Raw genomic sequence first — 20656 nt, forward strand, 5'->3', positions numbered from 1 at the left:
GACCGGGCCCGTCCACGCGGAGTTGAGCGAACCGTATCGGCGCCGCTCACCTGCCCGTACTTAGCCAACTCGGCTTGCGGGGACGGTGCGGAAGTCCTTGTATGGGCTCGTGCAGCCATGGCCTGGTGCCGATTCCGTGCGGCCGCGGCGTGCCGAGCCCCGTACGCCCATGAATCCGTCCCGCCGCGTACGCGTTCGGACGCGGGATCCGATGCCGCCACCACGCCATTCCGCCCGTGCCCCGTACGTCATGCGCACCTCACAGCCCCCACCGCCACGGAGGACCGACCATGACTCCCACCCCGCTCCCGTCCGCGCCCGCCACCCCGAGACCGGACCTGCGCGTCGTCCGGGCACACGTCACCGCGCTCTCCTACGACCTGTGCTCCGGTCAGTGGGCGCCCACCGGCCTCGAACGCCGGGTCGCGGGCATTCTCACCCTCTCCGCCGCGGCCCACGGCACCCTGACCGCCGTCGGTCTGCGCAACGCACTGTGGGAGGGGAACCTTGCCATGACCACGGAGAACGGCGGCCATTTCGCCCGCGTGCTGGCCGTGCTGCTGTCGCTCCTCGATACCGACCGCGACGGCGAACGCGCGGACGATGACCTCGTCGGCCCGGACGTGCTGGACGTGCTGGACGAGGCCGCCGACCTGTGCACGGCGATCGCGTCCACCGAGACGGCCGCTGCCTGAACACGTTCCGGTGAAACCGGAGCGCGGCGACCGGCTCGCCGGAAGCGGGGGTGACCGGCCGTTTCGTACTGTCCGGATGTCGTCCACGGATGGGGTGAACCACGCTGTTCCGCGGTGGACGGCAGGTTTCTTTCGGCATTCTGCTGGGATGATTCGACTTCCGCGTCACGAGCGGCGACAGTGGGTGCGACTGGGACTCCTGGTGTTGTGCGCACTGGTATGCCTGGGGCTCGTCTGGGCGCTGCTGGACTCCGAGGAGAAGTTCGAGGGCGAGCAACTGGTCGGCTGGGCCGGTCTGTTCGTCTCACTTGCCGCTCTGATGGTATCCCTCGCCCAGTTCTTTCCCCCGCTTTCGCCGCCGACGGACGCGGCCCGGTTCGCGGACGATCTTGCGGTGTCGGTGCGCGCGCAGTGGGAGGAGGAGGTCAACGCTCGCAACCTGCGTGCTCCGCGCGTGATCCCGTTGTCCTGGGCCGCCACCCGTCGACCGGTGGCCGCGTCGCCCGAGGAGACGCACGGAGGCACGGTCGACGCCCGTGTTCTGCGACTGTCGCTGAACGGCCGTTTGGAGGGCGACTTCGACCAGGCGGCCCGACGGTTGGCCCAGGGGTATCGACAAGTGCCCAGCGGCCGACTCGTGGTGCTGGGCGAGCCCGGTTCGGGCAAGACGGTACTGGCTGCCGTGCTCACCCTCGGACTGCTCGCCGAACGCGAGCCCGGAGCGCCCGTTCCCGTGCTGCTCACGTTGTCCGGCTGGGACCCGGTGAGCGAATCGCTGAGGGACTGGATCGAACGCACCGTGGGGACCGCCTACTACGGCGGACGGACCGACGTCCCCAGGCTGTTGCTGCGCGGGCAGCGACTGTTGCTGATCCTGGACGGCCTCGACGAAATGCCCGAGGCGTCGCGCCGCAACGCCGTACGTGCGATCAACGAGTCGAGCGGTGAGGGCGCCGGGGTCGTGCTCACCTGCCGCTCCGCCGAGTACCAGGACGTCATCGAGGGCGGCTCGCCCGTCCTGCGCCGGGCGCCGGTGGTGGAGGTGGCACCGGTGTCGGCCGCCGACGCCGTCGCCTACCTGAACGATGTGACCTGGCCCGCCGGTGTCGCATGGGAGCCGGTGTACGCGAACCTGCGGGCCGATCCCGACAGTCCGATGGCGGTCGCCCTGTCCACCCCGCTGACCCTCACCCTGACCCGCACCGTCTACAGCAGCTGCGACCGCGACCCAAGAGAACTCCTCGGCTTCGACAGCTCGCACGCGGTGGAGGACCATCTGCTCGACCACGTCATCACCGCCGCATACGCCCCGGAGCCGGGCAGCGCCGGACAACGGAGTCCGGATGCCTGGCACCGCGACGCGAAGCAGGCCGAGACGTATCTGACCTACCTCGCGACCTACCTCCACCGGAACCGCGAACGCGACCTCGTCTGGTGGCTCATGAGCCGACGCCTGTCGTCCCGCCTCACCGGCTTCGCACTGGGAATCGCCGTCGGCCTGCTCGTGACGTTCACCATGATCGGCGGGATGTCCCTCACGGACACGAAATTCGATGACGACGACGCATTCTCGATTCCGATGGTGATCGGGCTCGGCTGCGCGGTTCTGACCATGATCGTCTGGTACGCGGCACCGGGCGAGACGCCTGGGAGGCTGTCGTTCAGGCGGCACGGTTCCCTGGGGCGGCTCGGACAGGGCCTCGCCACCGGCGTGAAGCTGTCCGCCACGCTGATCGTCCCCGTCGGCGCGGCGGGGGCCGTCACCCTCGTGTTCCTGGGAAATTGGACCGAGCCGGATCTCGCGGCGTACGTCATGCTGGTGGCGGCGGTGTGCGGGGTGGCTCTCGCGATCAGCCTCGCTCTCGCCGTGCACGCCTGGCTCGACGCACCGTCGGAACGCTCCAGGATGGCCAGCCCCCCGGTCCTGCTGCGCCAGGACCGGACCTCGTCCCTGACCGGCGCCTTGGCAGCCGGAGCGCTTCTCGGGGCCTGCGCCGCACCCCTGCTCATTCTCGGCTTCTCGTCCGCGTTCGTCGTGTTCTCCGCGCTCACGTACGGCCCTGCCGCTCCGTCGGCCACCGGCTTCATCGCTGCGAGGTTCGACAGCAACGCCGCTTACGGGTCGATCACGGCGGGCGTCATGAGCAGTCTGCTGCCGGCAGCGGTCTTCGCCCTGCTGGTCCTGCTCGCCAGGGCGTGGCCAAGGTTCCTGCTGCTCCGCCTGGTTCTCGCCATCCAGGGGAAACTGCCCTGGAAACTCATGCGTTTTCTCTCCGACGCCCGGGACCGGAACCTGTTGCGGCAGTCGGCGGGTGCGTATCAGTTCCGGCACATCCGGTTGCAGGAACGGCTCGCGAGCCGCGCGTTGGCCCAGGACCGCACACTCCCCACCCGCGTCCCGACCGGTCGCCGACGCACGATCCGGGCAGCCACCACGGCCGCCGCGGCCACATTGCTCGTGGCCGGTGCACTGGCGGTGTCCGACACCTCCCCCGACCGTTCCGCGCCCGACTTCATGGACACCGGCGATGTCGAGTACATGTCCTTCGGTCCACCGGGAGAAGATGTCCTCATCACGGTCGACAATGCGGGCGAGGTGCGGCAGTGGAGCACGAAAACCGGGAAGGAGTACGTCGATCGCAAAAATTTCGTCACGAATGGTGGAAGCAGGATTTCCCTCGACTCCGATCCTGAATTTAGTGACGAAACATTCATGGCGCGGGAGGACGGCCTCATGGCGTTCGGCGTCGATTACTCGGATCCGGACATGGAGCCGGAGGTCATTGCGGAGGCGAGGTTCTTTCCGTGGAGAGGTGAGAAGTGGGACAAGGTGTCTCTGGCGCCGACCCCTCGGTCCTCTCTCCCCGAATACGTGAGTTCCGGAGGTCGCCATTATCTGTACGTCGACAACGGTTCGAAGCTGAGTCTCATTCGATTCGACACGGTTACCAAGAAGGTGGATCGGTGCCGGATGAAGTCCGATGGTGCCGATAATTCGATGTGGCACATCAGCGATGACGGTCAACGGCTGGCCGCTGCGCCGATGGCCGAAGCGTCCGCAGTTGTCGAAATCTTCGATCTCTGCAAGAGGGTTGATAAATTGATTTTCGGTTATGGTTCCATCAATTCCGTTGCGCTCAATTCCGATGGCAGCGTTCTGGCGGTCAATGCGGACGGCGTCACTCGGCTGCGACCCCTGGATCGCTGACGTGCGGTGAGCGAACGGCCCGGCGCACCGGCCCACCATCCCCGGCGGGCCGGTGTCGACGAACAGGTGGCAGGCGGCGAACGGGTCGGCGCACCGCATCCGATACCGCGCGCCGAACCGTTGCGCATGACCGGATCCGCCCTCAGGCCCACGGAGCGAGCGGGTACCAGATGAGGTCCCGCATGGCGAGCATGCGCACGTCCCAGTACAGGATCATGAAGACACCCGCCGCGATGAACGCCGCGGCGATCGCCGCGGAGGCGCGGCTCGGCCGGGCCGTCAGCCAGGAGCCCAGCCTGCGGCCGGCCAGCAGCGTCAGCAGCACGAACAGCACACTCATGATCACGAGATTGCCGACGGCCTGCAGAGCGAAGGCGGATGCCCCGTACAGGACGTTGCCGCTCTCGGCGGCGTCGTGGAACAGGCGCCGGAAGAGCGGGTAGGGCCGGCCGACGAGGAAGCCACCGAGCAGAACGCCCATGACGACGAGAGGCGCGTTCGGGAAGCGGCGGGCCAACCGGGCCAGCGGGTCCCGGACCAGGCCCAGCGAGGCCAGCCCCAGACAGACCATCGCCGCGCCGATGACACCGAAGGTGACCATGGCCTGGATCGTGCTGGGCGAGAAGCCGCCGTGCCGCGACGGGCCGAGCTGGAACTGGGGCATGCCCGTACCGACCAGGGCGACGACGACGCCGTACACGGCGGAGACGGCGACGGAGCCCGCCGCGAGGCAGCCCAGCGGCCTGACGAGCCGCCCCAGGCGGCTGCGCCGGGAGTCCATCCGGCCCGCCAACGGCGCCATGGCGCTGAACACCGCCACGTTGCAGGCGGTGAACGTGCCGCCGACACCGGTCGCCAGCGCAAAGGCGATGCCGAGGAAGGAGCTGCCCAGCGAGGCGGTGGCCGCGTCGTGCCCCAACAGGGCTCCGGCGACGTTCGCCCCGATGGTCCGGTCGACGAACTCGTAGGACCAGACCACGGTCAGCGCGAAGCCGAACAGCGCGGCGAGGCCGATGAGCAGGGTGCGGCGGCGCGGGAAGACGCCGTTGACGAACAGTGAGCCGCCCCGGTCGGCGTGCGCCGACGGGGGCGTGGGAGGGATGCGTTCCATGACGGAGTGCATGACGAGATCCTTCCGGTGAGGGAGCACAGCAATCTGGAAGAAGCCCGGATCGCGACGGAGCAATCCGGGAGAAGCGGCGGCCCGCGACAGAGCAATGTCGAAGACGCGGGAGCCGCGGAAGAGCAATCTGGAAGTTGCGTCACGGGAACCCGTCGTGCGGGGTTCGTGCCTCGTGCGGGGTTCGTGCCTCGCGCAGGGCCGGTGCCTGGCGCGGGGGCCGTGCTTCGAGCAGGGGCCGTACCGCGGGCGGGGTTCCTGCGCCGTGCGTACCCGGTGTCTCGTGCGGCGTTCGTGCCTCGTGCCGGGGACGTCGGTCGCTCGTGGCGCCGTTCGGCACCTGGCGCGGGATCCACGGCCGCGCGCGATCACCGAAGCCGTCGGCGTCGACCCACAGGGCGCGGAGACCCCGCAGCGCGACACTGGGCCGGTAGGTCGGGGTGCCGGTCGCGAAGCGGGGGCGCTCCACCCGTTGGGCGAAGCGCACGAGCACGTGACGTGCCATCAGCCGGGCCGTCGAGACAGCGATGCACGGCTGACCGCCGAACCCGGGACCGTGCCCGAGCCGGAGGTCGCGCCCTGACCCGGGACCGTGCCCGACCCCGAGGCCGTGTCCGAACCCGGGGTCGTGCGGATGCCCGCATCCGGGCCCGAATCCGAGATGCTCCCGCGGTGCGTCGGGGTCGAACGCGTCGGATCCGGCCGGGCGGTGCGGATCGCGGTGTGCGGCGGCCATGAGCAGCACCATCGTCGTCCCCTCCGGCACCCGGACTCCGCACACGTCCAGGTCGGCACGTGCCGTTCGCTGAAGCACCTGGACCGGCGGGTCCGTCCGGAGCACCTTCCCGACCACGGCCGCGGCGGTGGCCGGGCGCCGCCGGATGCCCTCCCGTTCGTGTGGGGCGCGCAGCAGGGCCAGCACACCGTTGGAGATCAGGTCGGCCGCGCTCTCCAGCGCGTCGACGAGCAGGACCCGACACCACGCCCAGGTCTCGGCCGCGCTCGGCCGTTCGTCGGCCGGCAGCCCGGCGAGGGTCGGTGCCAGCAGCCCGTCGCGCAGGTCCGTGCCGCGTCGTGCGGTCAAATCCCCGAAGAAGACGTCGAGTTCGGACTCCGCGCGGAGTTGCTCGTCGTACCCGGGCGGTTCCGTGCCGAGCAGCGCGCGATGCGGCTCCCAGACACGGGACAACGGCATCAGCCGTCGGCGCAGCCATACCTGATCGACCTCTGCGAGGCCGAACAGTCGGCAGACCAGTGCCACCGGCAGGGGACAGGCGAGATCCGTCACCACCTCCAGGCGGCCACGTGCCGCGACCGAGTCCAGCCGGTCGTCGACAAGGTCCCGCACGCAGCGTTCGAGGCGGTCGGGCGCGACCGGCACGACGACCGGTGGTGCCGGGGCGCGCCGACACCGTTCGGCAGCCGGGCCCGGCATCGTCGCGCGCCCCCACGGGCGTACGGCCGGGGCAGCCGCCGATGCGGGCACCGCCGCCACGGACCGCAGCACCGCCGCACAGTGCTCGTACGAGGAGAACACCACGACGTCGTCGCCCGGCCACGCCGGACCGCGGTCACGGATGCGTTCGAGAAGCGGATACGGATCCGCCCGCACGGCCGGGTCGAACAGGCGCCGCACCAGACGCCCGGCGCTCGTGGTCCGGGGCGCGGATTCCTCGACGAACGGCCCCCCTGCCCGACCGGTCTTCATCGATGGCCTCCCTGACGGGGGCGGGAACATCGTCGAAGAGGTGCGGGGCGCGGTGAGGGGGAGCGGCGTTCCTCTCCGCCCGTCGGGTACCGTCGCGCCGCGTACGAGGCACCGTTGACCTCGGGCAGCGGTTCGGCCGCGTGGAGGTACGCCGTGAATCGGCGCAGCAGCCGACGCACCAGCAGGCGAAACCGGCCCGAGAGGCCCGCGACGGGCGGCGGCGCGCCCACTTCCCCGCCCGCGCTCACGCTCTCGCCCCGGCCGTTCCCGTACGCATGCATCGGACCGCGGCGGCCCGGCCGGCCACCCCGTGCGGTCCCGGGCCGCCGAACCGCACACCGGTCAGCTCCTCCGAGAGCGCCCAGAGACGGCGCTGCTCGACGCCGTCGCGCGACAGCCGACTGGACCCGGCGGGCCCTGGTGCGCCCCGGCAGCCCGCGAGACCGTCCGGCCCCAGATAGGCACCTGCTCGGACGAGGGGGTCCGTTGCGGCCCGCAGCACGGGTAGCGCCGCGGCGGCCGGCGGATGCGCCATCCCCCTGAGCAGGACCGTGCTCACCGGCCGCAACCACGTGGGGACACCGCTCCACAGCCCGGTGGCCGAGACCCCGGGATGAGCGGCCAGCGCGACCGCCCGGGAACCGGCACCCGCCAGGCGCCGCTGGAGTTCGCGGGTGAACAGCAGGTTGGCCAGCTTCGACCGCCCGTACGCCGCCGCCCGGTGATGGGCCCGCCCGGTTCCCGGCACGCCGTCCCCGGCGCCGCCGCGCGCCAGCCGGTGGGCGAGGCTGGACACCGTCACCACACGTGCTCCCGGTACATTCTCGACGAGGTCGAGCAGCAGGCCGGTGAGCGCGAAGTGCCCGAGGTGGTTGACACCGAAGTGCGGCTCGAAACCGTCCTGCGTGCGTGTGCACGGGGGGAGCAGCACCCCCGCGTTGTTGATGAGCAGGTCCAGCCGGTCGTAGCGGTGGTGGGCCTGCACGGCGGCCTCCCGTACGGAGTCGAGGGAGCCCAGGTCGACCCCCAGCACCTCTGCACGGCCCCCGATCCGTGCCGCGACGGCGTGCCCGCGTCCGGTGTCCCGGCAGGCGAGCACCACCCGGGCGCCTCTCGCGGCCAGGGCCCGGGAGGTTTCGAGCCCGATGGCCCCGGTCGCCCCGGTGATCAGAGCGGTCCTGCCGCGCTGATCGGGTATGTCGGTCGTGCTCCAGGCCATGCCGGCCTCCCTCGAAGCCAGGTCGGGACGTGGTCGGTGATCAGTGGTCACCGCGGGGCGGTGTAGCCGCGCGAGACGATGAGCCGGGCCGCCACGTCGTAGTGGTCGGGGCGGGTCGGCAGGGCCGTGGCCAGGCAGTTGACGTAGCGGTTGTACATGCAGAACGCGGCGGCGATGAGCACGGTGTCGTGGATCTCGTCGTCGCCCGCGCCCTCGTTCCGGGCGGTGGTGAGCGCGTGATCGGAGACAGGCCGTGCTTCTTCCCGGACCTCGGCCGCGATCCGGAGCAGGGCGCGCAGCCGGGGGGTGATGTCGGCACGGTCCGGATCGGCCAGCACCTCTGCCACCAGACCCGCACCGCCTGCCAACTGCGCGGCGGCGAACGCGCTGTGCGAGCGGGAGCAGAACGGGGTGCGGTTCAGCTCGGATACGTACGCGGCGATCAGTTCGCGCTCGCCCGGGGGAAGCGACCGGGGGGCGCGCAACAACGTCTCCGCCAACTGCGACAGGGGCGCCCCGGTGTCGGGGTGGTCGGCCATCAGGCCGCTGATGCCCGGGAGATCGTTGCCGACGGTGATGCGGGGCGCGGGCCTGCGCTCCTCGGTGATCCCGGAGCCCGGCGGCGTCCCCGTGCGGCGGCCGGGTCCCGGAAGATCCTTGATCGTTTCTGCGGTCGGCATCGGTGCACGTCCTTTCGACAGGCCGGAAGGTGCCTCATCGTGGCGAGCGCGGAATTGCCCGGCCAACTCCGAAAGTGCGCATCCTCACGGCACTCGAACGCCGTACACGGCGTGCTGTCAGAACACCTCGCACACGAAAAGTGCTCAGCAATACGGGAGTTGGCCGCGCCGGAACGGACCGGTGAGCATGAACGCCCGCTCTCCCCGTCTCCGTTCTCCCCGTCTCCGTTCTCCCGTCCCCGCGCATCCCGTCAGGAGCCCTCATGCCCGCCGCCCCTCGCACACCGGCGCCACCCCTGCCGCGGCGCCGGTCCGTCGCCGCGACCGTCGTCGGCAACTTCGTGGAGTCCTACGACTGGCTGGGGTACGGGCTCTTCGCGCCCCTCTTCGCCCAGCAGTTCTTCCCGTCCTCCAACCCGGTCACGTCGCTCCTCGGCGCCTTCGCGGTCCTCGGCGTCGGTGTGCTGGTCCGGCCCCTCGGCGGCGTCCTGCTCGGCAGGCTCGCCGATCGGCGCGGCCGCAAACCCGCGCTGATGCTGGCCATCGCCCTGATGACGGGCGGATCGCTCCTCATCGGACTTGCCCCCACCTACGAACGCATCGGCTTCCTCGCCCCCGTCCTCCTGCTGGTCGCCCGCGTCGCGCAGGGCATCTCCTCCGGCGGCGAATGGCCGGCCGCCGCCGCGTACCTGATGGAAGTCGCGCCGCGCCACCGCAAGTGCTTCTACGGCAGCCTGTTCTCCGTCACCACCTCGGCGGGCGCGTTCGTCGCCTCCCTCCTCGGCGGCGCGCTCACGGCCGGGCTGGGCGCGGAAGCCATGACCAGTTGGGGATGGCGGGTGCTGTTCCTGGTCGGCGGCGTCTTCGGGCTGATCCTGCTGCTGATGCGCAACCGCCTCGCCGAGACGGAGGTCTTCCGGCGCCAGGCGACCGCACGCTCCGCACGCGGCTCCGTCCGCGAGGTGCTGAGCACCTACCGGCGCCAGGTCCTGCTGTGCGTGCTGCTCGTGGCCGGTACCGGCACCGTCGGCGGCGTCTGGACCGCGGTCATCCCCGCCGTCGGCCAGCGCATCGCCGCTCCCGGCACGATGTTCTGGGTCGTCGTCTGCGCGACCACCGCGCTGATGACCGTTCAGGTGCCGATCGGGCTCCTCGCCGACCGGATCGGCGAGGTCAGGTTTCTCGTCGTGATCAGCACCGTGTTCGCCGCGATCGGCTCGTACGCCTACCTCGGCATGTCCGGCACCTTCGGCGGTCTCCTCTTCGCCTACGGAACCGGTGTCCTCTATCTGGGCAGCGTGACCATGCTGTTGCCCAAGCTCCTCTCGGACATCTTCCCGCCGCAGGTACGGGGCGTGGGCATCGGTCTGCCGCACGCGCTGACCACCTCGCTCCTCGGCGCCGTCACCCCCGCGGCGGCGACATACCTCGGCGAGCACGGGGCCTCCGGCTGGTTCATCGCCGCGGTGATGGCGACGGTGCTGCTGTCCCTGCCGGCCGCCGCGCTCTCGCGCGGCCGATACCGCGTCGTGGCCGAGGCGCCCACCGAGTCCGAGCCGCGGCCCCTCGGGGCGGGCACCGTCGTCCGGGACATGGTGGCGACGGCCGGGAAGCGGTAGGACGCCGGGCCCCGTGCGGACAGGGCCCCGCGCGAGGGCCGGGCCCGCGCGAACACCGGGGCCCGCGCGAAGGCCGGGCCCCGCAAGCGCACCGGGGCCGACGCCGACACCCGGGCAGGGCCGACGCCGACGTAGCACCCGACGCCGACACCCAGGCAGGACCGATACCGAAGCAGGACCGCCGACGCCGGCACGGGACGGATGCCGACACGGGACGGATGCCGTCGCAGGACCGACGGAACGACACGATCCGCTTCGGACGGGGGCGGTTGCGGTCGACATCGGCCCACCCGGCATGCTGGACTTCCGGTGGTCGCCGACAGGAGCGTGGCAGAACTTCGGCCACCGCCGGGTCCGGGTACGCACCCGGCCTGGCAGGAACGACACAGCAGGGGAAGGCGAAGTGCCTGAGCGCACACGTGAGTTCGGAAAGTTTGGGGCCCGAGGCGTCAAGGGGCACGAACTGGTGGCCCGTCGGCTCGACGAACTCGCGGGCGGCATCGCCACCCCCGTCACCGCCCGACGCGGCTGGATGGCACGTCTGCACTACCTGACGAAGTCGGCCCACAGCCGCCGGGCGGCGCGGGACGCCGGTCTGACCGTCACCGACCGCACCCTCAAGGCATGGCTGGACGAGCGGCGCAGTCCCTCGCGCACGAGCCTCGAAAAGATCGAAACCGCCTACCGCACGGTGCGCCGCGCCAACGTCGCCCGGTACCTGCTCGGTCGCCTCAACGCCCAGGGGCGCGGTACACGGGTGGAGATCCACCCGCTCAACCAGTCCCAGGTGTCCCGTCCGCACCAGAGGTTCCTGGAATTCCGTACCCTGAACATCCGTCACTGGGACCGGATCGTCGACGCATGGGCCCGGGCGGACGACAGGGCCCTGGACGACGCGTGGGTGGACCAGATCGTCGATCTCGGCTCGCAGTGGGGCCAGTACGAGTACTGCACCAGTATCGGCTTCGCCGCCTGACGGCGCGGCGGAGGACTGCAGTCCGGGCGCTTCGCCGAGCGGATTGCTTCCCGGCCCCGTGCCCGATCCGCCTCTTCACCCGTTCGGCCCTGTCCTTCCGTGGTGGGAACGGGTGTCGGGCCGCCAAACGGGTGAGTGCGGACTGCTCCGACGTGCTGAAAAGAAGATGTTCATGGTCTGATCGGGTTCAGATATTTCGTATCCCCTGATGGGAGAAAAATGCGTATTCGAACCGCTCTGGCTGCGACTGCCCTTACCGCCACCGCCGTCCTCGCGGGCGCCGGTGCCGCCGCTGCCGACTCCGGCGCGGAGGGTGCGGCCATCGGCTCCCCCGGTGTCATCTCCGGCAACACCATCCAGATCCCGGTGCACCTCCCGATCAACCTCTGCGGGAACAGCATCGACATCATCGCCCTGCTGAACCCGTCCTTCGGCAACACCTGCGTCAACAACTAGGGCGTTGAGCCGGACGGTGTCTTCGGACCGCCGTCGTCCGGCCGGAGGCCGGGCCGTGCCCGGCAACGCCTGCCGCTCCCGGTGCCCCCGCGGCACGGGGACGGCGACCGCAACGACGGCGGCGCGAACAGCGCGGCATATGACGTCGGGACCCTGACACAGGGCCCGTCCGGGAAGCCCCGGACGGGCCCTCGTCCGTGAGCGCCTGGACGGGCCGAGGGCCGACCGCGCTCCGACCCGGGGTACGGCACACCTGCCTCGGCACGCCCGGCCGGGTCGGTTCCGTCGCGGCCCTGTGCGATCCGTCGGCCCGGCGGCCACGCGTGGGAGGGTGCCGATACCCTGAGCCGCATGTCCGGATCCGGCCCCTCAACGGTGGCGCACTTCTACGACGAGCTCGCGACCGACTACCACCTCGTGTACGCCGATTGGGACGAGGCGATGTCCCGACAGGGGACGGCTCTCGACGCGTTGATCCGTGCCGAACTCGGCACGGGTCCGGTCCCGGTACTGGACTGCTCCTGCGGGATCGGCACCCAGGCGATCCCGCTCGCCCTCCGGGGCCACCGGGTCGTCGGCACCGACATCAGCCCGTCGGCCGTCGACCGCGCGGCGCGGGAGGCATCCGCTCGTGGGGTTCGCCTGCCGACGGCGACCGCGGACATGCGACGACTCCCCTTCGCCGACTCCCGGTTCGACGCCGTCGTGTGCGCCGACAACTCCCTCCCGCACCTGCTCACGGAGGAGGACGTGTGCGCGGCCCTCGCAGAGATGAGGAGGGTTTTGAGTCCCGACGGCCTGCTGCTCATCAGCACGCGCCCCTACGACGAGATCCTGCGCTCCCGCCCCGCGTCCACCATGCCGCGAACGGGCTCGTCCCCTGCCGGACGAGCCGTCACCTTCCAGTTGTGGGACTGGCACGACGACGGCGAGCACTACGACCTCGAACACTTCCGACTGCTGCCGGAGGGGGACGGCTGGAGCGTCCGGGTGCGACGCAGTACCTACTGGGCTCTTGCCCAGCGACAACTTGCCGACTTCGCCGACCGGGCGGGATTCGTCGCGCCGACCTGGCACACCCCCGCGAGCAGCGGCTTCTTCCAGCCCGTCCTCACCGCCCGGCGCCCGTGAAGCCCGCACGACGGACCTGACCCGGCTGCGTGAGGCCACGGAGCCCGGCGGCCCGGCCGTCCTGCCGACTACCCGTCCGGCAGGGCCGGCAGGACCTCGCGCAGCCGGGCGAGGAGTGCGCGGGCCGCCGGGCTCGCGGGTCCGGTGGCCCGCCAGGCCAGGGCGACCCGGCCGCGCAGAGAGGGACGGACGATCCGCAGCGTACGCAGCGGCCCGTCGGGGACCGGCTCCTCACCGGCGGGCAGCACGGCGACACCGAGACCTCGGACGGCGAGTCGTGCGAGAACGTACGGAGCGGCTGCCTCGAAGGCGATACGGGGCTGGAACCCCGCCTGCGCACAGGCACGTTCGAGCACGGCGCGCACCCCCGTGCCGCGCGGCAGGCAGATCAGCGGCCGCTCGCGCAGTTCGGCCAGCGGAACGGTGCCGCCGCCAGTCCCAACAGCTCTATCAGCGCCATCGATCCCATCAGCCTCATCGGTACGCCCGGTGCGCCCGGTGCGCCCGGTGCGCCCGGCGCGTCCGGTGCGTCCGGTGCGTTCGGTGTGTTCGGCGCGGGCGAGTAGCGGGTCTCCGGGAGCGACGGCGGCGACCAGCGGATCGTCGATCACCGTCTGGAAGCAGAGTCCGGGCGATGGTTCGTCCTCGGTCCGGCCGAGCAGGGCGATGTCGAGTTCGCCGGACAGGAGCGCGGCCCGCATCCGCACCGAGGTGTCCTCGGTGAGGGCCATCTCCACCCCGGGGTGCGCGTCGTGGAAGTCGGCGAGGACGGACGCCACGTCGAAGGTGTGGCCGATGGCCCCGGAGACGAGCCCGATGGTGACCCGACCGCGCATCAGCCCGGTGATCTCGTCCACCGTCTCCCGGATCCCCTCCACGGCGGCCAGCGCGGCGCGCGCGTACGGCAGTACGGCTCGTCCCGCCTCCGTCGGGGTGACCGACCGGCCGACGCGGTCGAGCAGTGGCTGCCCCAACTCGCGCTCCAACTGGCGTATCTGGGCGCTCAGTCCCGGCTGGGCGAGATGCAACCGGGCAGCGGCACGGGTGAAACCGCCCTCTTCGACGACGGCGACGAAGTAGCGGAGCTGCCGAAGTTCCATAACCAATGATTCTAGATCGCAGCATGACTGTCTATTAGACTTATGCATCGATCGCGCACACGCTTGAGCACATGGGGAGAACGAGCGACCGCGCCAGGAACAGGACCGACCTCGGGGCCGTGATCGCGGCGGAGCGCCGGGAGCTGGCGGACCTGCTCGACGGCCTGGGCACCGATCAGTGGGACGAGCCGAGCCTCTGTACGGGATGGCGGGTGCGCGAGGTCGCCGCTCACATGTCCACCGGGTTCCGGTACTCGACGGCGGCGACCCTCACCGAACTCGCGAAGGCGCGGGGCAGCCTCGACCGGATGACCGACCGGGTCGCCCGCCGTGACGCGGCCACCCACCCGGCCGCCCGGCTCGCCGCCTTCCTGCGGGACAACGCACATCACCCCTGGAAGCCGCCGGTCGGCGGACTCGCGGCGGCACTCGGCCACGATGTGGTGCACGGGCTGGACATCACCGTCGCCCTCGGCATCGACCGGCGGGTCCCGGAGGACCGGGTGCGCGTCCTGCTCGGCGAGGTCCGCCCCCGCAGCCTCAGGTTCTTCGGGGCGGACATCGACGGGGTACGGCTGTGCGCCGACGATCTGGACTGGTCCTTCGGCAGCGGCACTCCCGTGTACGGGGCCGCCCAGGATCTGCTGCTGGTCGCGTTCGGCCGGAAGCTCCCGGTCGGTCGGCTGCGGGGCGGGGCGAGCGGCCGTTTCACCGTTTCCTGAACCGGGAGGGCGGATCTCCGGCTCAGGAGCCTTCCGTTCGGTCCACCCGCGGCGTCGCCCCGTGCCGCCGTACGGACGGCAGTGCCAATACCGCGCCGGCCGCCGCCAGTTGCCACACCGCGCCGAATGCCAGGAGCCGATCCGCTCCCACGGCGCCCGACACCGGCCCGGCGAGTACGAGCCCGAGCGGTCCCAGGGCGAAGGCGCCCAGACTGTCGAACGCGCTGATGCGCCCGCGGACTTCGACAGGAATGTCACGCTGGACGATGGTGTCGAACAGGGCGCTGCACGCCGCCGCCCCGGCCCCCGCGAAGAACGCTGCCGCCGTCACGCCGGCCAGCGGCAAGCGCGCGGCAAGCGCCGCGGCGGGAAGTGCCCAGCCCATGGATGCGGCCATGGACCAGACGAGCGCCCGACCGGGCTTCCTGCCGAGCAGCGCCAGGCCGCCGACGACCGATCCGGTGCCGTACAGGGCCAGTACGAGCCCCCAGGAACTCGCGCCGCCGAGCCGCTGTTGGGAAAGAATCGGCCCCAGCACCAGGAACGGCGCCCACAGGACGAAATTGAACAGGCTGATGTGGAGCGTCGTGACCCACAGCCAGGTGCGGGAGGTGAACTCCCGCCAGCCGTGTTTCACGTCGGTGAACAGCCCGCGGCGGGGCGAGGCCGGCTGCGAGAGATGCAGTCCGGCCAGGGCCACGGCGCTCACGCCGTAACTGACCGCGTCGACCGCGATCACCGTGCCCGCGTCGAAGGCGGCGACGAGCACACCGGCCAGACCGGGACCCGCGACCGAGGCCACGGCCTGGGCTATCTGCAGCAGCGAGTTGGCGTCCGAGAGTTCCTCCTCGGGCACCAGGCCGGGCACCAGGGCCGTCAGACCCGGGCTGAAACCGCCCTCGCCGATGCCGAGAACCGCTGCCAGCACGACAAGCTCCCAGAGCTGCGCGGTCTGGGTGATCAGCAGCACGGCCAGGACGCCCTGGGCGCCGAACCGGAGCAGATCCGCCGTCAGCATCACCGTTCGGGCCCCGAGCCGGTCGGTGAGCACGCCGCCGAGCAGCAGCACGGCCAGGATCGCCACGATGCGTACCGCCATGACCAGGCCGACGGCGTCGACCCCGCCGCCGGGCAGTTCGAGTACGGCGAAGGTCGCGCCGATCGTGCTCATGCCGGAGCCGATCAGGGACGTGCTCTGACCGACGAGGAAGCGACGGAACCGGGAGTGCCGCAGCACGCGCAGACGATGCGCGGCGCCCCGGGGCGCCGCTTCGGCGGAAGGAGGAGTGCGAAGTGTCATAGCTCCGCAATGTGCCGCTGCCGACCCCTGCTCCACAAGATTTTCCGGAGAGAAAATTGAGTTTCGTGCTGGCAATTTTACTTCTCGGGGAATTGGCGCAGTAAATGGGCTTCATTTACTGCAACATGCCTGGTGGTAGGCTTCATTGGCAAGAAATTGATTCGTCTCCGATGAAGCCGTTTACTGCGGAAGCGAGCAGGGTGATTCAGCAGCGAAGCGAAGGTTCGGAAATGCTCTGTCCGGCGCCGGTGGAGTACTGCGCCGCAGTCGACCGCTATCTCGCCGCGGCCGGGCTGGGCAGTTCATCCAGCCGCGTCTACCGCATCTCGTTGCACGGGTGGGCCTGGCCGCTGGTTGACCGCCGGGCCCCGACAGGTCGCGAGCGCAGGGGCGCGCTCCCGCCTGTGGTCCCGCTGGCCTGGCTCGACGACCCGCGGGCCGTACAGCGGTTGCGACGGGGACTGGTCGACCGTGCCGCCGCCGCGCAGCCGCGCACACTGGTCCGTGAACTCGCCTGCCTCCGAGCCGCGATCGCGTGGTGGCGAGCCCGAGGCTGGATCAGCGCGGACCCGGCCGCCGGGCTGGCGCTGCCCACGTCGGGGCCAGGTCCGGCACCGGCCTCTCCCGGAGGTCCGACGGCTGCCGTCCCGGCGCCCGCTGCCTCGACGCCGGTGCGGGAAAGCGCCACCGACCGGGACCGGGCACGCGCCGCCCTCACCCTGCGCGCTCCGCTCAGGGAGTTGACCCTGTGGCATCTCCTCCACGAGTCGGGCGTCTCCGTCGAACGGGCGCTCGCCCTCGACATCGGCCACCTCGACCTGCTCGGTCGGCGTGCCAGGCCGGGCACGGCCGCTCCTCTCACCTGGGGGCCGGGCACGGCACGCCTGCTCCCCATGCTGCTGGCCGGGCGCACCGCGGGGCCGGTGTTCGTCACCTGCCGCCGAGCCCCCACCGGCACACCGGCAGCCGACCGCTGCCCGGTGACCGGTCGTGGACGGCTCTCCTACCGCCGTGCCGCCGAACTGTTCACCGCCGCGACCAGGCAACTCGACCCCGCCGGACGCGGCTGGACGCTGCTCGTCCTGCGCGATCGGACGCCGCGGAACCGGCCGGTCCGCAGATGATCCGCCGACCGCCGGTCCTCATCCGATCCGCCGACCGCCAACCCTCGTCGTCCACGGTCCTCATCGCCCACGGTCCTCGTCGTCCACGAGCGGACCGGCTGGTTCCGTCAGGCTTCCGCTTCCGCATCCGCATCCGCATCCGCATCCGCATCCGCACCCGCACCCGCATCCGCGGCCACCGGCGCCGGCCGAGGCAGGGCTTGCAGGGTGTCGGGTTCGGCCTGCGGAGGTGGAGGCTGCGCGCCTCTCCGAGCCGCCGGCAGGCCGTTCGGCCGACATCGTCGGGGCTGCGGCTATGTGGTCAGACGATTGACGATGGCGGATACCTGGCCGCCCAACTCGTTGATCTGGGTGTCGGTGTGCCAGGCCCTGCTGTGCGCGAGGTCGACCGCCAGGCGGCCTTGGTACTGGCTGACGACTGCGAAGATCATGGGGACATGTCCGAGGGGCGCGAGGCGCACGTTGGTGATCCGGAGTCCGTCCGGCAGTTCCGGTTCCGGGATGGTGCCCACGTTGGTGATGACCAAGCTGGGTGGGTGCTGGTCGATCATGTAGGGGAAGGCCGCCAGTTCCATGGCCGCGGCCCCGCTCCTCAGATCCGCGCGCAGCTGGGCGGCCAGCTTCTGTCCGACCTCCGCGGGGCGGGCCTGGTCGGTGACCGGGATCCGGATGGAGGTGGTCGTCGCTGCGGATTGCAGGACGTCGGCGGGCAGCGGCGGGGACAGCCTGCGACGCATGTCCACGGCCGTGGTGCACAGCATCTGCACCGGTCCGTCCTGTGCCGGGAACAGGGCGCGCAGGCCGGTCAGCAGGATGCCGGATACCAGAGAATTGAGGGTGAGCGAGGCTTCTTCGGCGCGCCGGGCGAGTTGCTTCCGCTGATCGGTTCCGGCTTCGAGGCCGGTGATCCCGAACCTCAGGTCGGGGCCGGGCCCACCGTCGCGCGACGCGAGCGCGGGCAGGAGCGCGGGCGGAGCACTGACGTCAAGCCGCTCCCGATCAGCGACGAAGTCGAGCAACTGCTGCGGGGCGAACCGGGCGGCGAGCAGATCATCGAGTGCCGGGCCCAGCACCGGTTGGACGGGGACGGCGGGTGCGGGCCGGTCCGTGGCGAGCGCGGTGTACAGGGACCACAGGCGTTCGTGCACGGCCAGGTAACTCATGCCGTCGACGAACGCTCGCGGCAGCGTCAGCACCACACGGGTGCGACCGGGCTCGCGCATGACGGCCAGTCGCAGCAGGGGACCCCGATCCCAGGCGAGAGGCGTGTTGATCTCCTCGTCGAAATCAACACCGTGGCTGATCACGGGGCCTGCGGCAGCGTCATCGACCCTGATCAGCGGTCCTTCTTCTCCTTCCGGGGCGGTGATCCTCCCCGCGGTCAGCGGATAGCAGGCCCGCAGACGGATCAGGGCTTGCGCCAGGACGGCCTCATCCAGCTCCCCCTCGACCTCGCTGTACAGCACGACCCGCACACCCGCGGCGGCGATGGCCGCCTCGTGCGGTGCGAGGAGACGTTCCATCGTGATCCCCTTCCCGGAACGGACAGCATCACCATCGACTGCCGAGCTGTTGCTCGGAAGGCCAATGTGCCAACTGGACACGGACGAGTGAAGAGCGCGTGCACAGCCGCATCCGCCCCCGGCGCGGGACCTGTCCACGCCGTCGGCATGCGTCCGGCAGGCCCGATGACCCGTCTGCGGAGGCCCACCGGCTCCGCCGCGGCCGTTTCGGCGGCGTGTGCGCCCCCGCGCGGCCGTGGGCGCGCCGCGCGCCGGACGAGGCGGCCGACCGTCCGGACCGGCCTGTCCGCCGGGCCTCGTCCCGACTGCCTGCCGCGCTTCTCGCCGAGGACCGTTGAAGCCCCGGGCCCCGGCCTGCCGGCCCTGCCCCGTATCACGAAGGCCCCGGTCGAGACCGTCATGCCGGACAACGTCGGCCACTACTCTTTCGAAGAGCCGGGGTTGACGCAGATGCAAGACGTCATCGCCGACTTCGTCACCAAGCGCACCACCTGGCCAGCACGCATCATGGAACGACAGACGAAATGAAAGAGGAACGATTCATGATCGAGCAGGACGATCGGTTCGATGTCGTCGTACTCGGCGCCGGCCCCGGCGGCTACGTCGCCGCCATTCGCGCCGCCCAGCTGGGCCGGCGTGTCGCCGTCGTCGAGGAGAAGTACTGGGGCGGCGTCTGCCTGAACGTCGGCTGCATCCCCACCAAGGCCCTGCTGCGCAACGCCGAACTGGCCCACATCTTCACCCGGGAGGCGAAGACCTTCGGCATCAAGGTCGAGGGCAAGGTCTCCTTCGACTACGGCGAGGCATTCCGCCGCAGCCGCAAGGTCGCCGACGGCCGGGTCAAGGGCGTCCACTACCTGATGAAGAAGAACAAGATCACCGAGCTGGACGGCCGCGGCACCTTCCTCGACCCGCACACCCTCCAGGTCACCGACTACGACGGCAACACCCGGAACATCGGCTTCGAGAACTGCATCATCGCCACCGGCGCCACCCCCAAGCTGCTGCCCGGCACCAAACGCAGTGCGCGCGTGGTGACGTACGAGGAGCAGATCCTCGCCGAGGAGCTTCCGGAGTCGGTCGTCATCGCGGGCGCCGGAGCCATCGGTGTCGAGTTCGCCTACGTGCTGCACAACTACGGCGTGAAGGTCACCGTCGTCGAGTTCCTCGATCGCATGGCACCCCTGGAGGACGCCGACGTCTCGGCCGAACTGGCCCGCCAGTACCGCAAGCTGGGCATCGACGTCCTGACCTCCACCCGCGTCGACGCCATCGACGAGTCCGGCCCCCAGGTCCGAGTCACCGTCACCGGCAAGGACGGTGCCCAGCAGATCCTGGAGGCCGACAAGGTGCTCCAAGCCATCGGCTTCGCCCCCAACATCACCGGCTACGGCCTGGAGAACACGGGCGTGGCGCTCACCGAGCGCGGCGCGATCGACGTCGACGGCCGCTGCCGTACCTCCGTTCCGCACCTCTACGCCATCGGCGATGTCACCGCCAAGCTGATGCTCGCGCACGCCGCCGAGGCCATGGGTGTCATCGCCGCCGAGACGATCGCCGACGCCGAGACCATGGAACTCGACTACGCGATGATCCCGCGGGCCACCTTCTGCCAGCCCCAGGTCGCCAGCTTCGGCTACACCGAGGCCCAGGCCCGGGACCTCGGATACAACGTCAAGGTGGCCACATTCCCGTTCACCGCGAACGGCAAATCCCATGGCCTCGGCGACACCACCGGCTTCGTCAAACTCATCAGCGACGCCACGTACGGCGAGCTCATCGGCGGCCACCTGATCGGCCCGGACGTCACCGAGCTGTTGCCGGAGCTCACCCTGGCTCAGCAGTGGGATCTCACCGTGCACGAGGTCGCCCGCAACGTGCACGCGCACCCGACCCTGAGCGAAGCCGTGAAGGAAGCCGTGCACGGTCTGGCCGGCCACATGATCAACATGTGAGCCGCCGGAACGGGCGAGGGCGTCGCCCAAGGGCTGTCCCGTAATCCGTGGTGGACCGGTGCGCGGCGTCAGATGTGGTGCATCGCAAGGCGGAGGGGCGTCCGCATACTGGACGTATGC

The 20656-nt window shown here is 70.8% G+C and carries 17 protein-coding genes; 10 read left to right on the forward strand and 7 right to left on the reverse strand.

Features of this window, described 5'->3' with window-relative positions:
* Positions 1-290 precede the first annotated feature (290 nt).
* Both ACFC79_RS16580 and ACFC79_RS16585 read left to right on the forward strand, forming a co-directional pair.
* Positions 291-695 (forward strand): hypothetical protein, encoded by a 405-nt coding sequence (locus tag ACFC79_RS16580; protein WP_376240606.1) that lies wholly within the window; start codon positions 291-293, stop codon positions 693-695.
* Between the two features lie 148 nt (positions 696-843).
* Complete coding sequence (locus ACFC79_RS16585; RefSeq protein ID WP_376240608.1) at positions 844-3903, forward strand: NACHT domain-containing protein; 3060 nt, start codon at positions 844-846, stop codon at positions 3901-3903.
* Between the two features lie 142 nt (positions 3904-4045).
* On the opposite strand, the gene ACFC79_RS16590 is transcribed toward ACFC79_RS16585, so the two are convergent.
* From ACFC79_RS16590 to ACFC79_RS16605, 4 genes are all read right to left on the reverse strand, one after another.
* Positions 4046-5026, reverse strand: coding sequence for a hypothetical protein (locus ACFC79_RS16590; protein WP_376240610.1), 981 nt, complete (start codon positions 5024-5026; stop codon positions 4046-4048).
* Positions 5027-5165: 139 nt separating this feature from the next.
* Complete coding sequence (locus ACFC79_RS16595) at positions 5166-6731, reverse strand: cytochrome P450 (RefSeq protein WP_376240612.1); 1566 nt, start codon at positions 6729-6731, stop codon at positions 5166-5168.
* 244 nt (positions 6732-6975) lie between these two features.
* The gene (locus tag ACFC79_RS16600; RefSeq protein ID WP_376240615.1) at positions 6976-7950 is read right to left on the reverse strand and encodes an oxidoreductase; all 975 of its coding nucleotides are present in this window, start codon (positions 7948-7950) and stop codon (positions 6976-6978) included.
* A gap of 47 nt (positions 7951-7997) precedes the next feature.
* Positions 7998-8489, reverse strand: a complete 492-nt coding sequence (locus ACFC79_RS16605) for a carboxymuconolactone decarboxylase family protein (protein WP_376240661.1) — start codon at positions 8487-8489, stop codon at positions 7998-8000.
* Positions 8490-8893: 404 nt separating this feature from the next.
* On the opposite strand from ACFC79_RS16605, the gene ACFC79_RS16610 reads away from it, so the two are divergent.
* The 4 genes from ACFC79_RS16610 to ACFC79_RS16625 all read left to right on the forward strand — a co-directional run bounded on the left by ACFC79_RS16610 (position 8894) and on the right by ACFC79_RS16625 (position 12812).
* Entirely contained in the window at positions 8894-10249 is a 1356-nt protein-coding gene (locus ACFC79_RS16610; RefSeq protein ID WP_376240618.1) for an MFS transporter, read from the forward strand.
* A 403-nt stretch (positions 10250-10652) separates the two neighbouring features.
* A complete protein-coding gene (locus tag ACFC79_RS16615) occupies positions 10653-11225 on the forward strand; it encodes a transcriptional regulator (RefSeq protein WP_376240621.1) in 573 nt (190 codons plus the stop codon).
* A gap of 219 nt (positions 11226-11444) precedes the next feature.
* Positions 11445-11681 (forward strand): chaplin, encoded by a 237-nt coding sequence (locus tag ACFC79_RS16620; RefSeq protein WP_376240623.1) that lies wholly within the window; start codon positions 11445-11447, stop codon positions 11679-11681.
* A gap of 351 nt (positions 11682-12032) precedes the next feature.
* Positions 12033-12812, forward strand: coding sequence for a class I SAM-dependent methyltransferase (locus ACFC79_RS16625; protein WP_376240625.1), 780 nt, complete (start codon positions 12033-12035; stop codon positions 12810-12812).
* 68 nt (positions 12813-12880) lie between these two features.
* Here ACFC79_RS16625 and ACFC79_RS16630 read toward each other — a convergent pair whose 3' ends face one another.
* Positions 12881-13912, reverse strand: coding sequence for a LysR family transcriptional regulator (locus tag ACFC79_RS16630; protein WP_376240627.1), 1032 nt, complete (start codon positions 13910-13912; stop codon positions 12881-12883).
* Positions 13913-13983: 71 nt separating this feature from the next.
* Between ACFC79_RS16630 and ACFC79_RS16635 the strand changes: the two genes are divergently transcribed.
* Complete coding sequence (locus ACFC79_RS16635; RefSeq protein ID WP_376240630.1) at positions 13984-14634, forward strand: maleylpyruvate isomerase family mycothiol-dependent enzyme; 651 nt, start codon at positions 13984-13986, stop codon at positions 14632-14634.
* A gap of 22 nt (positions 14635-14656) precedes the next feature.
* Here the strand turns inward: ACFC79_RS16635 and ACFC79_RS16640 are convergent, their stop codons facing one another.
* The gene (locus tag ACFC79_RS16640) at positions 14657-15934 is read right to left on the reverse strand and encodes an MFS transporter (protein ID WP_376240633.1); all 1278 of its coding nucleotides are present in this window, start codon (positions 15932-15934) and stop codon (positions 14657-14659) included.
* Positions 15935-16164: 230 nt separating this feature from the next.
* Between ACFC79_RS16640 and ACFC79_RS16645 the strand changes: the two genes are divergently transcribed.
* Positions 16165-17058, forward strand: coding sequence for a hypothetical protein (locus ACFC79_RS16645; protein WP_376240636.1), 894 nt, complete (start codon positions 16165-16167; stop codon positions 17056-17058).
* 293 nt (positions 17059-17351) lie between these two features.
* Here the strand turns inward: ACFC79_RS16645 and ACFC79_RS16650 are convergent, their stop codons facing one another.
* A complete protein-coding gene (locus tag ACFC79_RS16650; RefSeq protein ID WP_376240637.1) occupies positions 17352-18581 on the reverse strand; it encodes a condensation protein in 1230 nt (409 codons plus the stop codon).
* 399 nt (positions 18582-18980) lie between these two features.
* Between ACFC79_RS16650 and ACFC79_RS16655 the strand changes: the two genes are divergently transcribed.
* On the forward strand, positions 18981-19109 hold the full coding sequence (locus ACFC79_RS16655) for a hypothetical protein (RefSeq protein WP_376240639.1): 129 nt from the start codon (positions 18981-18983) through the stop codon (positions 19107-19109).
* A gap of 14 nt (positions 19110-19123) precedes the next feature.
* Positions 19124-20536 carry a dihydrolipoyl dehydrogenase gene (gene lpdA / locus ACFC79_RS16660; protein ID WP_376240642.1) on the forward strand — a complete coding sequence of 471 codons (1413 nt, stop codon included), beginning with the start codon at positions 19124-19126 and terminating at the stop codon, positions 20534-20536.
* Positions 20537-20656 lie beyond the last annotated feature (120 nt).

This window comes from Streptomyces sp. NPDC056061 (assembly GCF_042266885.1).
GTDB lineage: Bacteria > Actinomycetota > Actinomycetes > Streptomycetales > Streptomycetaceae > Streptomyces.

What these genes read in the sequence shown, in the direction of transcription:
- ACFC79_RS16640 (WP_376240633.1), bottom strand. Translation starts at nt 15,934, where the DNA reads ATGACACTTCGCACTCCTCCTTCCGCCGAAGCGGCGCCCCGGGGCGCC.
- ACFC79_RS16600 (WP_376240615.1), bottom strand. Translation starts at nt 7,950, where the DNA reads ATGGCCTGGAGCACGACCGACATACCCGATCAGCGCGGCAGGACCGCT.
- ACFC79_RS16590 (WP_376240610.1), bottom strand. Translation starts at nt 5,026, where the DNA reads ATGCACTCCGTCATGGAACGCATCCCTCCCACGCCCCCGTCGGCGCAC.
- ACFC79_RS16655 (WP_376240639.1), top strand. Translation starts at nt 18,981, where the DNA reads ATGCCGGACAACGTCGGCCACTACTCTTTCGAAGAGCCGGGGTTGACG.
- ACFC79_RS16625 (WP_376240625.1), top strand. Translation starts at nt 12,033, where the DNA reads ATGTCCGGATCCGGCCCCTCAACGGTGGCGCACTTCTACGACGAGCTC.
- ACFC79_RS16605 (WP_376240661.1), bottom strand. Translation starts at nt 8,489, where the DNA reads ATGGCCGACCACCCCGACACCGGGGCGCCCCTGTCGCAGTTGGCGGAG.
- ACFC79_RS16650 (WP_376240637.1), bottom strand. Translation starts at nt 18,581, where the DNA reads ATGGAACGTCTCCTCGCACCGCACGAGGCGGCCATCGCCGCCGCGGGT.
- ACFC79_RS16585 (WP_376240608.1), top strand. Translation starts at nt 844, where the DNA reads ATGATTCGACTTCCGCGTCACGAGCGGCGACAGTGGGTGCGACTGGGA.
- ACFC79_RS16620 (WP_376240623.1), top strand. Translation starts at nt 11,445, where the DNA reads ATGCGTATTCGAACCGCTCTGGCTGCGACTGCCCTTACCGCCACCGCC.
- ACFC79_RS16630 (WP_376240627.1), bottom strand. Translation starts at nt 13,912, where the DNA reads ATGGAACTTCGGCAGCTCCGCTACTTCGTCGCCGTCGTCGAAGAGGGC.
- ACFC79_RS16645 (WP_376240636.1), top strand. Translation starts at nt 16,165, where the DNA reads ATGCTCTGTCCGGCGCCGGTGGAGTACTGCGCCGCAGTCGACCGCTAT.
- ACFC79_RS16610 (WP_376240618.1), top strand. Translation starts at nt 8,894, where the DNA reads ATGCCCGCCGCCCCTCGCACACCGGCGCCACCCCTGCCGCGGCGCCGG.
- ACFC79_RS16595 (WP_376240612.1), bottom strand. Translation starts at nt 6,731, where the DNA reads ATGAAGACCGGTCGGGCAGGGGGGCCGTTCGTCGAGGAATCCGCGCCC.
- ACFC79_RS16635 (WP_376240630.1), top strand. Translation starts at nt 13,984, where the DNA reads ATGGGGAGAACGAGCGACCGCGCCAGGAACAGGACCGACCTCGGGGCC.
- ACFC79_RS16580 (WP_376240606.1), top strand. Translation starts at nt 291, where the DNA reads ATGACTCCCACCCCGCTCCCGTCCGCGCCCGCCACCCCGAGACCGGAC.
- lpdA (WP_376240642.1), top strand. Translation starts at nt 19,124, where the DNA reads ATGATCGAGCAGGACGATCGGTTCGATGTCGTCGTACTCGGCGCCGGC.